The following is a 14,712-nucleotide window of genomic DNA, read 5'->3' as shown; positions in this document are numbered from 1 at the left end:
TACGAAGTTGAGGCTGGCAGATAAAGGAGAAGGGCGTTGGATAAAGGAGAGAAAAGAAAAAAGCCATTTCTCACGGGAGGGAAATGGCGAATAAATGTTTACCTGTTTTAGTATCTTTGCCAGGTTGTGCAGCAGAATACCTGACAACGGCCGGGGTAAACGGCAGAAAAGGAAGCAGTTTGTGTTTCATTTTTGTTAAGTACACATTATCCGGGCTAAAAATCATGCCGTTCCGGCGTACTGCTGGGGGGAGTTTTTAGCCCAAAAGCAAAAAGCCCGCTTAATTTTCCTTAAAGATGGGAAACACAGCGCTGGTTGAAACAGTATTCGAAGTACAGGGGAATTTACCAACCGGTTTACTCGCCATGGGTGAGTCATGTTGAACGGCTATGGCAGGCGCTTCACTACACGATAACGCGCAATCATTAGTGCTGTCCGATATGGAAGCTGTTGAAAAGATTCATCATTTTATGGAAAACGTCAGCCCATTCCCTGGATGCAAACATGGGCTGGCAAAAGTGTAGCGGTATTTGGCGCAGCTATTTAGTTCTGGTAGAGAAAGACTCTTACCCTAACCGATGATTGGGAAGGACTTGTGAAGCGCAAGAGCGACGTCATAAGAAAATGCTGAGCAAATTTATGGTCTGCTAAAGTGAATAATTATTAATTACTTCTTGATATAAATCATAGAAGGTAAAAGAATCGGTTTAAAGATAAATTTAAGGAATAATTATCTCTGTTTATGTTGAAGTAAGGAAACGTGTGCTTAATATGCAACGAAATCACGGGTGATAAGCTTGGGTAAGTTAACCATTATTTCTTTCGTATTGTGGCTATTTTTTAGTTGAACACACTGATGTTTTGGGGTGCATTCATCCGTCTCATTTACCACCGTTTTAGAAATATTATAGTGTCATCTGTGGTAGTAAAGCCCATCGCTAGGTATTCCACTATTATAGAGGGTTTGTTTGTAGTGCTGTAGAGCAATAAAAGAAAGTTACATAATATATTATCTGAAGCCTTTTTGTTAGGATAAAAACCTATTTGAATTGCTTGTGGTTGAAAGTCATTAATGTGGATGAAGAAAGGCCATGCAATTATAACATTATTTAGGGGTGATTGGCTAATATACATTGCAATATCAGGAGGTTAATGCTTGTTCGTTCTTTGAATTATGTTTTTAAATTCGTGTGGATTTTTCGGTTGACATAAATTCAATTGACATGTGAGGATGAAATTGTTTTAAGGGAAGTGAGGCGAGGTAAAGGATGTACCAATACAGTTGTATGCTAAATGCTACACAGAGGCGTTCGCTACTTAACATTTATAATGCACAACATAGCCGAACGCTCATACTATCGGAATTTAACCAGCGCATTGATAGTGCCATAAATATATCTAGTGCAGATGTGAGTTTTCCATTAGTTGTTTCTCTACATGAAGAAGTAAAAGCTTGTTGTCTGGTTCATTTCTCGTATCAGGAAAAGATAAGAGCGTTAGGGCAACTTAGTTTTTCAATCCTGATCACTGATGGTGATATTTCTGCCCTGAAATTTCTTTTTTCGGCAATTTTTATTGAAGCAGAAAAGAGAACATTTCTTCAGAATGAGGACGCAGTAATCTATGGTCCCGTCCATAATTCCATTCTAATTAATCGGGGGTGCCGAACCTTTTCAGGAGCCCCCTTCACATACCAAATGCCGGATAATACCCCCACGATTTGCGATTGGATAATGGCGGCCGGTGGGAATAAAGCAAAGGACCTGTTGGAAATTGTGTATGATTATGACGTCAGAGATACGTTATTAGCACATACCGACGAGCGTCTACTGAAGCGAATGCAGGGAGTGGATTTTCTTTTTGTTCAAAAGGAGCAAATTGCCGCTCACTGTCAGGAACTGGCGGCAGTTTATAATACTGCTTGGCAAGATAACTGGGGTTCCAGTGCGACGACAGCTGATGAAATTGCAATAGCAGCAAATAATGTGCCCAATATTATGGGCATGATTGCACGCGCAAATGGCAATATTATTGGTTTTACGATGATGCAGTTTATTGCTGATGCATCAGGGAAAACAGGGCGTGCTTTTCTTTCTGGTGTACTCCCTGAACATCGCCAGCGCGGACTGTCGGTTGTTCTGACGTCGAAACTCTCTGCGATCGCCATAGAACAGGATATTAAAAAATTCAGCATTTCTTGGATGCTGGAAGATAATAATATGATTGTCAAAACGATGCAAAAACTTACCCAACATGGTAAAAGCCACTTTAGGCATTACAGGATTTTTGCGATTGCAGAGAAAACAACGTAAGGAAAAGGCAATGAGTTTGTATGAAATGGTTAGTGCAGAAAATGACGACATCAAATTACACTATTTCCCACGTGTACGTTCTGCCTGCGGTCGTCATTTAAATTTGGCGAATGGTGACAAAAATCTGAATTTTTCATCCTGCGATTATTTGGGTATGGCAGATAATCAATTAATGAAGGATGCTGCAATTAAAGCGATACGGAAGTACGGCACTAACATCAGTGGTCCAATGATTTTTTGTGGTTATACTGAATATCATGAAGAGTTAGAAAACCGTTATGCTGAAATGTATCAGGTCAACTCGTCGTTGATGTATACTACATCCTATCAGGCGAACATTGGTGCGCTTCCTATTATTTCAGAAGAAGTCGATCTGATTGTTATGGATAAACTTTGCCATGTATCCCTATACGATGCGGTCAAACTGAGCAGTAGGCCATTCCGTGTCTATCAACATGGCAATATTTCTAAACTGACGGATATTGTAAAAAATAATCCTGGGAAAAAAATACTTGTGGTCTCAGACGGCCTTTTTTCAGCCGATGGCGATTTTTGTGATGTTGCTGCCTTATGTGAACTGAAAGAACGTTATCCGGGGATCGTTCTCTACATTGATGATGCACATGGTGTTGGGGCTTTGGGTGAGAACGGTTGTGGTCTGGTTGAAGCCAGCGGTTGCTTGGGTAAAGTAGATGTTATCATCGGTACCATGAGCAAGTCTTTCGGCTCAACGGGCGGCTTTTGTATCATCAAAGATGACGCGCTAGCACAAAAAGTGAGATATAAAAGTGCGACCTATAATGCCTCCCGGGCTGTCTCACCAGGCGTTGCCGCTGCATCCTGCATGGCGTTAGAAATTAATCAACGTGAAGGGAAAATTCGACGGGCTGAACTGGCGGAACTTGTTAACTACGCTCATCACCGTCTGGAACAGACCCCGGTCAATAAGATGTATTCAGCCTCTGCGATTATTCCCGTCATCTTTGAAAAAGCGGCGCAGGCGGCAGCGGTAAATGATTACCTACTGCAAAATAATATTATGACCTCGCTGTTTGTTCCGCCTTATGTAGAAAAAAACAAATCCCGACTGAGGATAACATTAACGCGAAATCATAAGAAAGAAGATATCGATCTTCTGGCCGAAGCCTTACAACAGGCGATTTTCCGTATTAGTTGAAGCAGAGGCTCGTTTAATGTCTATAAGCATTTTTTTTCCTGTTTTAGTGCTGGTTTGTAGCTACTGGTTACTTTGTTCAAGCCTTGGTCAGTTGGCGCACATGTACAATATCAAAATAAACTACACCAGGAAAATCGGCCATTTCTCGATGTTCATTTTTCCCGGTATTATTTATTTTATATTTAACATCAGTAATCCGACAGAAAAAATAATTATAGCATCTCTTTCCAGTGTGTGTTTTTTCGTTAGTTTGATCAGCTTTTTCCGTGATAAGTTAAAATATCTTTCCCTGTCTTTTCAAGCAATTGATCGCCCCGAAGATCGGCCCTATACTTTGGTTTGGATTTTTTCGCAAACGTTTGTTGGTTTTATGGTGCTGGCCTTATTCAGCCTGCTATGGAATAAATGGAATATTCCTCAGGAACTGATGTATACGACTATTTTAACAACCACTTTGGGAGATGGTCTTGCTGAGCCAGTTGGTGTGCGATTTGGTAAACATAAATATGCAGTGAAAGGATTTCTTATCGATAAGATATTTTACCGCAGCTTTGAAGGTAGCATGGTTGTTTACTTCTTTGCGCTAATTTTAGCTTTGCTTTTTATACAAAATTTCCATGGGGTAGGATGGGCGATGATGGTTGTACTATTTCCACTCGCTATGACTCTGACTGAGGCTAAATCGCCTCATACTTGGGATACTCCATTTTTGTTTTTTGTTGGTAACCTAATTATAACCTGTGCTTATTTAATATGATTATCCTTATCCGACATGCAACGCCGAGGATTGATTATGCTTCCTGTGATTATCATGCGGCGCAGCTGCGTTTGCAGGATTATAACCAGACGAAAGATATTGAAGAGAGTGAAATAGCTAAATTTCTTCTCACCGAACTCTTTCAGGAAATTAAACAAAGCAATCCAGTAGTCTATTGTTCGCCTTTGGGGCGGGCTGAGCGCACATGCCAGCTGCTTTTTAACCATATTGATAACTATATAATTAATTCAGAGCTTACAGAGGTTGGATTAAAGATTTTTCCTCTGCCGCTGGTGAAACTGAAAGTCAGAACATGGTTTTTACTTTCCCGCATTGCCTGGCTGCTGCGGATAAGCGGTGAACAGGAGAAAGTCAGACATGCTGTGCGCCGATCGCAGCGATTGCTTCCTCAGCTCGAGGAGGGAGGTAACGTGGCGATTGTTTCGCATGGCTATTTGATGCATTACCTGAAAAGACGGTTGACAAAAAAGCAGTTCCAACTGTGTAAAGCTTTTAAACAGGGCTGTTTTACGGTGGAAATTTGGGGAAAATGAAAAAAATCCTAATCGTTGGTGCAACAGGCTTTATCGGTAAAAAAGTTGCCGATTATCTTAGCCAACGCAATGATATTGAAGTGGTGCGCTATGCACGGCGGCCACAACAGGGATATTTTTGCTGTGTGCCCGGTGACAGAGCGTGGCAGACGCTGATTGATGACTGTACGGCGATTATCAATTGCTCGGGCGTAGGTCTTGCAAAAATCAAAAAAGAAAGCGTTGTCAATGAAGCGATCGCCCAGCGGTTGGTGGAGTCACTACCACATGTAGAAGGAAAAAAATATCGGCTGCTACATTTAAGCACCATTAAGGCCTTTAACGCAAATAACTATACTGATGCGTATTCTGCCGACAAACAGCATGCAGAAAAAGTTTTCTTTGAGCACAGCGATAAACTGTCTGGCGAACTGCTGAGAATACCTGCAGTATTTGCTGAAGATGATGTAAATCTCGCTCCACTGTTGAATATGGCTAAAAAAGGAAAATTGCCGGAAATACAGGAGGAAATCTGTCGTTGGTATTGTATTAGTAATCATGATATTGCCTGCTATATTTCATGCTGGCTGGATAGAACAGATGAGCCTACGCTAAAAGTTAGCTATTTACTGAGCCAGCATCGCTATAGCATGAACGATCTGATACGCGTAGTGAATCAACATGTGCACGGCAAAAAATATGTACCCACAAAAAAGAAATTGGTCTTCGTCAAGCTCATTTATAAAATGTTAGCCATGAAAAGTTTGATTTCATCCGGTTTTCGCTGGAATCAATTTCCAGTCGAGCGCTTTCAGGATTTGTTTCAACGAGACTGGAAAATAGAAATATCGGAAGATATAGCGATTCATTACGTTGATTTTTCTCTTGCCGACATCTGGGAAATAAAATGAAAAAATTCCGCTTCTCGTTGCTGTTTGCTTTCATATTTCCATTGATATTGTCTTGGGGGATGGCACTGTATGTGGGTAAAGATACATTGCTTTATCCGGTTGCTTTTATAGCAGAGTTGAATGAATTGTTTTTCCTGAAGGAAATTTCAGATAACCGTTCCCGTGATAAGGGAATCCTAAGCGCCATGGTGATTTCGTCAACAATTTCTGTGCTGATGTATTTTGCAAATACCGTTGATAATAACTCTGCAATGATATTAATAGGATGTCTTCTGGTATTACTGGGTTGCATACTTCGGACATGCGCTAAGGTTACACTGGGGATACATTTTTCCCATACCTTACGCGTTCTGGACGGACATAAACTGATTACTTATGGTTTGTTCAGGTTTATTCGCCACCCTGCTTACAGCGGAACTATTATGCTGATGGCTGGCTTTGGCTGCTTTCTTCATCCGGATGCTGGATTACTCTGCTTTTTAATTTTTTTCATCCTCGCCATGCGTCGAATTGAAAATGAAGAAGAGATGATGAAAACAAGCTTTGGGCACCAGTATTCACTCTACAAAAAATCTTCCTGGAAGTTATTCCCCTTTCTTATTTAAATCTGGAGAACGCCATGAACCACGAAAATTTTCAAGCCAGACTGAAAGAATTGGTTGCTGAAATTCTTGAAGTTAATAGCGAAGAAATCGTTGAGGATGCGCTATTCAAATCAGAGTACGGTGCTGATTCTATTACCGGCATCGAAATCTTGGCAGCCATTGAGACGGAATTTGGTATTCATCTGCCTGAAAGCCATGCAGAAAAAATGACGGATATGAACTCGATCTACGCAATGATGCAGGAAATTCCTGCAGCACAGCAGGAGGAAGCCGATTAATGAGACAGTTTAACGCCTTCGATAGTGAACGGATAGTGGTGACGGGCCTTGGACCTGTCCATGCTTTGGGGATTGGCAAAGAAGACTTTTTCCTCTCGCTCGCCGCAGGGCGAGACGGGGCTAAGCCTGCATGCTCCATAGATGTGAGTAAATATAAGCACCAGTACGCCTGTGAAGTTGGTGCGCTGGACCTTAACCAATATTCACTCGGCGTTTTGCCAGAGTGTTGCGAAAAAGCCAGCCTGTATGCCATTTTGGGAACTCAGTTAGCAATCGACGACGCAGGCCTGACGCGAGAAGAACTCAAGAATCTGCCGGTTGGCTGTTTTCTTGGTACCACCGATGGTGAATCACAGCGCATCGATGCACTGGTATCACAACTGCACAATGCGGCAACCGTTCCGCCAGACAGCTTTGATATGGTTGCCCATGCCCGTATCAGCCGTAACGTTAGTCTTTACCTTGATTCAACCGGGCCTGCATATACCATTGGTAATGCCTGTTCTGCCAGCAATGCGGCGATTGTGTCCGCGGTAGAATATCTGCAAAGTACTGAGGCTGATTTCGCTATATGCGGCGGCAGCGACGTGGTTTGTCGCAAAACATTCTCAATCTTTCATCGCCTGTCCGCTATCAGTGAAAAACACTGTACGCCTTTTGACCTTCACCGCAAAGGGATTATCCCTGCGGAAGGTGCAAGTATTCTACTGCTGGAAAAGTTGTCATCTGCGCTGGCCAGAAAAGCGAAAATTTATGGTGAAGTTGTCGGGTATGGGATGAATTGTGATGCCACCCATATGACCAATCTTAACCCTGAAAAAATCAAAATCTGCCTGAGACGCTGTCTTGACACCGCCGGCCTGGCGCCAGAAGAGGTGGATTATATTTGTATGCATGGCACTGGCACGCCTGCTAATGACCTCAACGAGTACCAGTCATTAGAGAAGGTATTTGGCGATGACATCCCGATGTGTGGCTCGATTAAATCCATGACCGGGCATGCGATGGGGGCGGCAGCCGGTTTCGGTGCCGTTGCTTGTATGTTTGCCCTTAATCACGGCATTCCCCCGACTATTAATCTCAACGAATTAGACCCAGAAATAAACCTGTCGTTAAACGTGAAATATTTGCCTCAGCCGGTTAACGTTGCGTTGAACAATGCATTTGCTTTTGGCGGGAATAACGCCATCGTAGCTTTCAGGAGTATGAATACGCATGGATAAATTTTCTCTTTCTCTCAGCTACTGGTGCAGTTTAAGAGATGGGATACAATCCGGAAATTGTCAGCCGCTGGCCAGTGAGGAGCGGCAGCAAATCGATGAATCTGCGGTTCTGGCGGGTAAAAAGTTGCGCAATATCGATTCACAAACGGTCAATATGCTTTGTTGCTTTGCCGCGTTGAGCCGGACTACGAGCTGGGAACCGCATGCGGCAATGGTCAGCGCCACCTCAATGGGGGCGTTTGACAGCGTTTGTAAACTGCTAATTGAGTCCCGGCAAAATGCGCTGCCTCATCTGATTTCCCCAGGCAATATTCCTAATACGGTAATTAATTCAACGGCTGGAATGGCCGCCATTCACTATGGTTTTGATGGCCCGAATATTAGTTTGTGTGCCAGCGAGCTATCGTTTTATGAGGCGCTGACCAAAGCTTTTGCCCTGAAACGACGGGGTCAGGCTCAGGATATTTTTGTCAGCGCCCTGGAGAGCTGGCAAGGGTTATATGGCCAGTCTCTGAGTCATAACAGGAAACAAAACGAGCAAGAACGCTTCCCACTTCAGTGCTATGCCGCTTTATATATATTTTCAGCGCAGCCTCAGGCCACAGCCCGCATTCTTGCTGTCTCCACCGGAAGGCTGTCGCAACGTTCGCTGCTGGCGAATCGGCTGGCGAGTTTTCTTTTCAGCCAGGGCGTGGCGGAAACCGACGTTGACCACATTAATCTTTGGGATGCCAGCGGCCATTCAGGGATGTTGGCGCAACGATTCACGCAGGCGACGTTGACGGTTCTACCTGCTGCTGCACGAGTGTTGATGGCGGGGCTGGGAGCATGGCAATTGGAAGATTTTTTGTCCCGCCCCGGCGATGATAAGTTCGGGGTACAGCTGGCTATAGATGCAGACGGTTTTTATGGAATGGCTCTTATTGAGAGGGTGTCACAGTGAAAATTGCGGAGGAGCGTCACGCAAGTAAGATAACTTATAGTCGGTACTTTGCTGCAGGGCACCTGGCTTTCGAGGGACATTTTCCGGGCAGACCGGTGCTTCCTGGTGTGTTTCATTTCAGGGAGATTTTAAGGCTGCTTCCGTTGGAACTAGCCGATTTACCTTATGTTATCAAGCAAGCAAAATTTATTAAAATGGTCACGGCGAACACTCAACTGAATTACATTATTGAATGTTACCCGGCTGCGGAGGGCAACATTGACGTTGTGACGCGGGTGGAGGATTTATCGCAGGAAGCCGTGGTGAAAATTCACTTTGTTTTTTATGCAGGTGAAGATCATGCAGATTAATACCCGAATCAATATCGGGATGATTGGCGGTAATCCGCATCGTTTTCCGATGGTACTGATGGACAGAGTTATTGAAAACGGCAGCAAAGTCATTACTGAAAAATTTGTTTCGCTGAATGACTACGTTTTCAGGCACGCTGATTTTAAAAACCATCAAGAGTTTATCTATCCGGACTGCCTGGTTGTTGAGTCGTTTTTCCAGTCTGCCGGATTGTATCTGCACTGTGCCGAACGGGATTTTTCCCCTTATGTTATTTCCTGTAAAAATATTCACTTCCGGCGCGCTATCATAGCCGGAGAAATTATCCAACATCATGTTTTCCTTAATGTTCGCAAAGATAGCTTTATTATTATTAGTGGTGAAAGTAAGGTTGACGAGGAAACCGTCGTTAGTTACCAGCAGGTGTGGCTGGGCTTTCAGCAACGCGAAACTCAACATAGTTAAATATTGGACAGGTTTATGATTGCTATAGTCAGACTGATTTTGATGGGCGTTTTTATACTATTGAGCAGCGTAGTGGTGCTGTTTGTCTGCCTTTTCCGACCCCGTAACGTCATGAATGTTCGCTTCGCTGCCCAGCTTTACAGTAAAATGTCCTGGCTGCTTGGGGTTAAAATCACAATTACCGGCAGGGAAAATATACCCTCAGGCAGTTGCGTCTATGTCGCCAATCATCAAAGCAACTATGACATTTTCTTTCTTACCGCTGCTGTACCACCCGGGGCCGTAAGCATCGGAAAAAAAAGCATCCTGTACTTCCCTTTCTTTGGCCTGATTTATTGGCTGTCCGGCAACATTTTTATCGAGCGCGGTAATAAGATTAAAGCGATGCAAGCGCTGCAAAGAACCAAAGAAAAAATGCTGAGGAACAATATTTCCGTCTGGTTATTCCCCGAAGGTACGCGGAACTATGGAAAAGGCCTGAAACCGTTCAAAACTGGTGCTTTCCATCTTGCTCGTAATGCAGGGTTATCGCTTATTCCGGTTAGTGTCAGTAATTACTATGGTAGTTTCAAACTTAACAGAATTAATAACGGAAAAATTATCATCAGGTTTTTACCGCCGGTGCCCAAAGAAACCATTGCTACACAGCCTGTCCGTGAAGTTGTTGCCGCTGTATATGAGAAAATGAGCACGGAAATTGCCGCATTGGATAAAGAACTCAGTATGTCGAGTGAATATGTTCTCAAACAGGAAGATTATTAATTACAGATCGACTTAGCCCGGCTGAAAATCCAGTTCTACTTCCCTCATCAGCCTGGCAGTTAATACTGTTAGGTGATATTCCTTTATTTTTAATTAATGTGAATTAAAAGGTTGGCAATGTAGTTTAAATGAGAGTGAATAATGAAACAGCCTTGAAAAAAGAGGATGAACTGCACCTTGTTTCCAGGAGAATAAACTCTCCCACATTTATACAGGGGAGAGCCTGTTGACAGGCTCAGGGAAAGGCAGATGAAACGTCATTGCCTGCGTTATATCTGGTCACCCGTGAACCATTAAGTACTGGAGGCGACTTCCAGAAAGCCTTTATCCTCAATAATTCTCAGCAGCGTCGTGAAATGCTGTGTTTTGAGATGGGTGACAGGCAGATGACCGATTGCCGGAAAGATATGGTTTTTCATACTGGCAATGATGCGCTCTGCATAGTCAGCCGACCATTTTTTGTTGGTTTTATGCCATGCCGCCGCAACAGCCTTAAAGCATTTTTCCGGTGACGCAGCGGCTTTTTTCAGTCATGCGCTGTTGTGCTGGATTGATATTCTGTGCCAGCAGTTGGCGGATACCGTCGCGCTGCTGGCAGGCGTCGGAAAGCGAAACTTGCGGATATGCGTCTAACGCAATGCGGGATTCTTTACGGTTGAAGCGATATTTGAGATACCAGAGGCGTTAACCGCCCGGATTGACAAGCAGATACAGGCCCTGAGAATCGGTCAGTTTAAAGGGTTTATCAGAAGGCTTGATACTGCGGATTTTCGCATCGGACAGGGACATAAGGTGGTCACTCCATTATCGAACTGAAATGACCCCAAATCAGACCACCAATTTCACCGGATGCGGAGGGAAAACCAGATATGCATCGGAAAAGATTTTCACGCTAACTTATTGAAGCCTAATCACACAGGCACGCATAAGTAAGCATAAAAACAGCGATTTGGCTCCTCTGACTGGACTCGAACCAGTGACATACGGATTAACAGTCCGCCGTTCTACCGACTGAACTACAGAGGAATCGTGTGAACGGGGCGCATAGTAACGAGGTGCATCGGGGTTGTCAAAGGCTGTTTGGACTTATTGTGTCTGACTGCGGATTTTTGCAGCAAAAGCCTGAAAAGGGCCGTTTTTGTCGGCCCTTTAAGCGTTAGCCAGCCATGCGCGCGCGCACCGCTGCGGTTGCGGCAAACAGCCACGGGCGTGCTTCGCTGCTCACGCGCGGCGAAAGCGTCTCACGAACCCACAGATGATAATTATCCAGCCAGGCGATCTCTTGCTCGTTTAGCAACGACAGATCCACGGCGCTGAGATCGACAGGAATCAGCGTCAGGGAGGCAAATTTGCAGAAGCCCGGCCGTGAGGCTACCACTTCCACCTGATTTTCGATGCGGATACCGTGGCTGCCGTCCAGATAATAGCCCGGTTCGATGGTGATGATATTGCCCGGCAGCAGCGGCCACGGGTTCACTTTCTTCGCTAAACGGTGCGGGTTTTCATGGATTAGCAGATTATGGCCGACGCCGTGCCCGGTGCCGTGGTCGTAATCCAGCCCCAGTTCCCAGAGCGGACGACGAGCAAAAGCGTCAAGCTGGTGGCCCTGGGTGCCCTGCGGGAACTGCAGGGAAATCAGCGCCAGAAACCCCTTCAGCACCGCCGTATAGTGCAGGCGGCGCTGCGCATCAACCGGTCCGAAGCTCAGCGTGCGCGTGGCGTCGGTCGTGCCGTTCGCGTACTGGCCGCCGGAATCGTTGAGGTAGAACTCGTTTCCGGTAATGGCATGATTGGTTTCAGGCGAGGAGTGGTAGTGGCACATGGCGGCATTGCTGCCCGCAGCGGAAATAGTGCTGAAGCTTTGCTGCTGGAAATTGTCGCCAAGCTTGCGCAAAGCCAGCTGCTTTTCCTGCGCTTCAAGTTCGGTAACCGGGTTGCCCGCCGCTTCGCGCAGGGGAACCTCATGGCTCAGCCAGGCGAGGAAATTCACCCAGGCTGCACCGTCATCAATATGGCTTGCGCGGTAGCCGGCCAGTTCAGCTTCATTCTTATTGGCCTTCATCAGCGTAATCGGGTCTGGCTGCCACAGGAGGCTGCCTCCGCCAGCTTCAACCGCAAAGCGTACCGCCACCGGCGCATAATCCCCGTCAAGCCAGATGCGTTTATCAGCGGCAATTTCTTTACAGCGGCTCAGGAAATCTTCAGGCCTGGCGATGGTTAGCGGCGCTAATATCTCGTCGCTTAACAGCTGTAATTTTTCCCGGCCGACAAACCACTCCATGCTGCCGTCGTTTTTCACCAGCGCAAAAGAGTGGGATACCGGGTTCATGGCGATATCCGAGCCGCGCAGGTTCAGCAGCCAGGCGATATTATCCGGCAGGGTGAGCGCCAGATAATCAGCGCCCGCTGCAACGAGCGAGGCCGCAACACGCTGACGTTTGCTGGCCGAAGATTCACCGCTGATGTTATCAGGCATGACCGTTATGGCCCCGCAGGGCGCCGCCGGACGATGCGGCCAGATCTCATTAAGCGGATCGTCATTGACGGCGACCAGCTCACAGCCGCTGGTGCGCAGGTTTTCGTACTGGCTGTTCACCATCAACAGCGGCTCGAAAGCGATGCGCTTACCGACGGGCAGGTTATCGCGCAGCCACTGATGAATCGGCTCATCGTGAAGGTGATGGATTTCAAAGGCTTCGGGGTTCACCTGATGACGAGCCTGTACCTGATAGCGCCCATCGACAAAGAGCAGGGCGCGGTCGGGCAGGATCAATGCCAGGCCCGCAGAGCCGGTGAAACCGCTAATAAACTCAAGTTTGTTGTCATGCGGCGCGCAGTCTTCGCTCTGATGCGCATCGGCGCGGGGTATCAGCATGCCGTCAAGCTCGCGCGCTTTCAGCAGATTACGCAGGGCAGACAGCGGAGAAGTTGGTTGCATTGCAGTTCCTTTTTATTAACGGAAAGGCGGTTCGTTAAAGGTGCGCAGCTTACGCGAATGCAGGCGTTCGCCTTCGGCGCGTAATAAATCAATGGCACAAATGCCAATCTGCAGATGCTCGGAAATCGCCCCTTCGTAAAAGCGGTTGGCCTGGCCCGGAAGCTTGATCTCGCCATGAAGCGGCTTATCTGAGACGCATAATAAAGTGCCGTACGGCACGCGGAAGCGGTAACCCTGGGCGGCGATGGTCGCGCTTTCCATGTCGATGGCTACCGCGCGGCTTAAGTTAAAACGCAGCGCCGAGGCGGAGTAGCGCAGCTCCCAGTTTCTGTCGTCTGTGGTGACGACGGTGCCGGTGCGCAGACGCTGCTTAACCTCTTCTCCCGGCATACCGCTTACCAGCTTGGTGGCGTCGTAAAGGGCGCGCTGCACCTCTGCGATGCTTGGAATAGGAATGTCCGGCGGCAGCACGGCATCCAGAACGTGATCGTCGCGCAGATACGCGTGCGCCAGAACGTAATCGCCAATGGCCTGGCTTTCACGCAGCCCGCCGCAGTGCCCAATCATCAGCCAGGCGTCCGGACGCAGTACCGCCAGGTGATCGCAGATGGTTTTGGCGTTCGACGGCCCCACGCCGATGTTTATCAGGGTAATGCCGCTGCCCTTCGCATCGACCAGGTGCCAGGCGGGCATCTGATGTTTCTTCCACGCCAGATCTGAAATCGCTTCTTCCGGCGCCTCTGTATCGGCGGTCAGCCAGGCGCCGCCGGCGCAGGAGAGCGCCACGTACGGGCTTTCCGGATCGAGGATTTGCTGGCAGCCCCAGCGCACAAACTCATCCACATAGCGGGTGTAGTTGGTGAACAGAATAAACGACTGGAAGTGTTCAACCGGGGTGCCGGTATAGTGCCGCAGGCGAGCGAGCGAGAAATCCACGCGGCGCGCGTCAAAATGGGAAAGCGGATAAAACTCCGTTGGATGAAACAGGCCGTCTGCCGTCTCGTCGCCGATTTGCGCCAGCTCGGTGGTCGGAAAGTGGCGGGCTAAATCCGCGCTCATTGAGCGATCCAGCGACAGGCTGGAGCCGTCAATGACATACGGATAAGGGATTTCATGCCGCGACGGGCCAACTTCAATCCGGGCGCCGTAATCTTCGTACAGCAGCGTAAGTTGTTCGGTGAGATAAGCGCGGAAAAGCGCAGGGCGGGTGATGGTCGTGGTATAGCTGCCGGAATGAGTAAAGCGCGCGTAGGCTCTGGTTTTATTAGGTTTAGTGGTCGAGCCGTCCCAGCTTACCCGCAGTTCAGGATAGACAAAGAGGCCAGCCTCCCGCACGAGGGTAGCGGGCAAGGTGCCCTCTTGCGTGTAGGTGCTGATGGCGTCGCGCAGCGCGTTGACTGCCCCATCAAAAAGGGATTCGAGCTTATCAAGCGCCTGCTCGGGCGTTAGCCCGTGTTTTATCGCGTCATTGTTCATTA

At 47.1% G+C, this 14,712-nt stretch carries 14 protein-coding genes, 1 tRNA gene and 2 pseudogenes; 13 read left to right on the top strand and 4 right to left on the bottom strand.

Annotation, left to right across the window (positions count from 1 at the left end; translation table 11 throughout):
* Positions 1–300 precede the first annotated feature (300 nt).
* The 13 genes and pseudogenes from WLO31_RS12895 to WLO31_RS12835 all read left to right on the top strand — a co-directional run.
* A pseudogene (locus WLO31_RS12895) lies at positions 301–524 on the top strand (IS630 family transposase); the annotation flags it as partial.
* A gap of 885 nt (positions 525–1,409) precedes the next feature.
* Entirely contained in the window at positions 1,410–2,312 is a 903-nt protein-coding gene (locus WLO31_RS12890; RefSeq protein ID WP_435927001.1) for a GNAT family N-acetyltransferase, read from the top strand.
* 10 nt (positions 2,313–2,322) lie between these two features.
* Positions 2,323–3,489 (top strand): aminotransferase class I/II-fold pyridoxal phosphate-dependent enzyme, encoded by a 1,167-nt coding sequence (locus WLO31_RS12885; protein ID WP_435927000.1) that lies wholly within the window; start codon positions 2,323–2,325, stop codon positions 3,487–3,489.
* A gap of 16 nt (positions 3,490–3,505) precedes the next feature.
* Complete coding sequence (locus WLO31_RS12880; RefSeq protein WP_435926999.1) at positions 3,506–4,246, top strand: hypothetical protein; 741 nt, start codon at positions 3,506–3,508, stop codon at positions 4,244–4,246.
* Positions 4,243–4,800, top strand: a complete 558-nt coding sequence (locus WLO31_RS12875; protein ID WP_435926998.1) for a histidine phosphatase family protein — start codon at positions 4,243–4,245, stop codon at positions 4,798–4,800. Before WLO31_RS12880 ends, WLO31_RS12875 begins: the two co-directional genes overlap by 4 nt.
* Positions 4,797–5,690: an NAD-dependent epimerase/dehydratase family protein gene (locus WLO31_RS12870; RefSeq protein WP_435926997.1), complete on the top strand. Its 894-nt coding sequence runs from the start codon at positions 4,797–4,799 to the stop codon at positions 5,688–5,690. Before WLO31_RS12875 ends, WLO31_RS12870 begins: the two co-directional genes overlap by 4 nt.
* Complete coding sequence (locus WLO31_RS12865) at positions 5,687–6,295, top strand: methyltransferase family protein (RefSeq protein ID WP_435926996.1); 609 nt, start codon at positions 5,687–5,689, stop codon at positions 6,293–6,295. The genes WLO31_RS12870 and WLO31_RS12865 overlap by 4 nt, the downstream gene beginning before the upstream one ends.
* A 14-nt stretch (positions 6,296–6,309) precedes the next feature.
* On the top strand, positions 6,310–6,573 hold the full coding sequence (locus WLO31_RS12860) for an acyl carrier protein (RefSeq protein WP_435926995.1): 264 nt from the start codon (positions 6,310–6,312) through the stop codon (positions 6,571–6,573).
* The gene (locus WLO31_RS12855; protein ID WP_435926994.1) at positions 6,573–7,796 is read left to right on the top strand and encodes a beta-ketoacyl-[acyl-carrier-protein] synthase family protein; all 1,224 of its coding nucleotides are present in this window, start codon (positions 6,573–6,575) and stop codon (positions 7,794–7,796) included. Before WLO31_RS12860 ends, WLO31_RS12855 begins: the two co-directional genes overlap by 1 nt.
* The gene (locus WLO31_RS12850; RefSeq protein WP_435926993.1) at positions 7,789–8,739 is read left to right on the top strand and encodes a hypothetical protein; all 951 of its coding nucleotides are present in this window, start codon (positions 7,789–7,791) and stop codon (positions 8,737–8,739) included. The genes WLO31_RS12855 and WLO31_RS12850 overlap by 8 nt, the downstream gene beginning before the upstream one ends.
* A complete protein-coding gene (locus WLO31_RS12845; protein WP_435926992.1) occupies positions 8,736–9,089 on the top strand; it encodes a hypothetical protein in 354 nt (117 codons plus the stop codon). Before WLO31_RS12850 ends, WLO31_RS12845 begins: the two co-directional genes overlap by 4 nt.
* A complete protein-coding gene (locus WLO31_RS12840) occupies positions 9,079–9,534 on the top strand; it encodes a 3-hydroxyacyl-ACP dehydratase FabZ family protein (protein ID WP_435926991.1) in 456 nt (151 codons plus the stop codon). Before WLO31_RS12845 ends, WLO31_RS12840 begins: the two co-directional genes overlap by 11 nt.
* Before the next feature lie 15 nt (positions 9,535–9,549).
* Positions 9,550–10,296 carry a 1-acylglycerol-3-phosphate O-acyltransferase gene (locus WLO31_RS12835; protein ID WP_435926990.1) on the top strand — a complete coding sequence of 249 codons (747 nt, stop codon included), beginning with the start codon at positions 9,550–9,552 and terminating at the stop codon, positions 10,294–10,296.
* A 296-nt stretch (positions 10,297–10,592) separates the two neighbouring features.
* Here WLO31_RS12835 and WLO31_RS12830 read toward each other — a convergent pair.
* From WLO31_RS12830 to WLO31_RS12815, 4 genes and pseudogenes are all read right to left on the bottom strand, one after another.
* Positions 10,593–11,085 (bottom strand): annotated as a pseudogene (locus tag WLO31_RS12830) (tyrosine-type recombinase/integrase); the annotation flags it as partial.
* 161 nt (positions 11,086–11,246) lie between these two features.
* Positions 11,247–11,322: transfer RNA gene (locus WLO31_RS12825), tRNA-Asn, on the bottom strand.
* A 130-nt stretch (positions 11,323–11,452) separates the two neighbouring features.
* Positions 11,453–13,234: an aminopeptidase P family protein gene (locus tag WLO31_RS12820; protein ID WP_435926989.1), complete on the bottom strand. Its 1,782-nt coding sequence runs from the start codon at positions 13,232–13,234 to the stop codon at positions 11,453–11,455.
* A 15-nt stretch (positions 13,235–13,249) separates the two neighbouring features.
* Positions 13,250–14,710 carry an AMP nucleosidase gene (locus tag WLO31_RS12815; protein ID WP_435926988.1) on the bottom strand — a complete coding sequence of 487 codons (1,461 nt, stop codon included), beginning with the start codon at positions 14,708–14,710 and terminating at the stop codon, positions 13,250–13,252.
* Positions 14,711–14,712 lie beyond the last annotated feature (2 nt).

Source organism: Dryocola sharpae (genome assembly GCF_051307055.1).
Taxonomy (GTDB): domain Bacteria; phylum Pseudomonadota; class Gammaproteobacteria; order Enterobacterales; family Enterobacteriaceae; genus Dryocola.
Note: the sequence above shows the minus strand (reverse complement) of the source record. Positions and strands in the feature narration are given on the sequence as shown.

Coding starts and splice junctions, on each gene's coding strand:
- WLO31_RS12885 (WP_435927000.1), top strand. CDS start 2,323: ATGAGTTTGTATGAAATGGTTAGTGCAGAAAATGACGACATCAAATTA.
- WLO31_RS12880 (WP_435926999.1), top strand. CDS start 3,506: ATGTCTATAAGCATTTTTTTTCCTGTTTTAGTGCTGGTTTGTAGCTAC.
- WLO31_RS12875 (WP_435926998.1), top strand. CDS start 4,243: ATGATTATCCTTATCCGACATGCAACGCCGAGGATTGATTATGCTTCC.
- WLO31_RS12870 (WP_435926997.1), top strand. CDS start 4,797: ATGAAAAAAATCCTAATCGTTGGTGCAACAGGCTTTATCGGTAAAAAA.
- WLO31_RS12865 (WP_435926996.1), top strand. CDS start 5,687: ATGAAAAAATTCCGCTTCTCGTTGCTGTTTGCTTTCATATTTCCATTG.
- WLO31_RS12860 (WP_435926995.1), top strand. CDS start 6,310: ATGAACCACGAAAATTTTCAAGCCAGACTGAAAGAATTGGTTGCTGAA.
- WLO31_RS12855 (WP_435926994.1), top strand. CDS start 6,573: ATGAGACAGTTTAACGCCTTCGATAGTGAACGGATAGTGGTGACGGGC.
- WLO31_RS12850 (WP_435926993.1), top strand. CDS start 7,789: ATGGATAAATTTTCTCTTTCTCTCAGCTACTGGTGCAGTTTAAGAGAT.
- WLO31_RS12840 (WP_435926991.1), top strand. CDS start 9,079: ATGCAGATTAATACCCGAATCAATATCGGGATGATTGGCGGTAATCCG.
- WLO31_RS12835 (WP_435926990.1), top strand. CDS start 9,550: ATGATTGCTATAGTCAGACTGATTTTGATGGGCGTTTTTATACTATTG.
- WLO31_RS12820 (WP_435926989.1), bottom strand. CDS start 13,234: ATGCAACCAACTTCTCCGCTGTCTGCCCTGCGTAATCTGCTGAAAGCG.
- WLO31_RS12815 (WP_435926988.1), bottom strand. CDS start 14,710: ATGAACAATGACGCGATAAAACACGGGCTAACGCCCGAGCAGGCGCTT.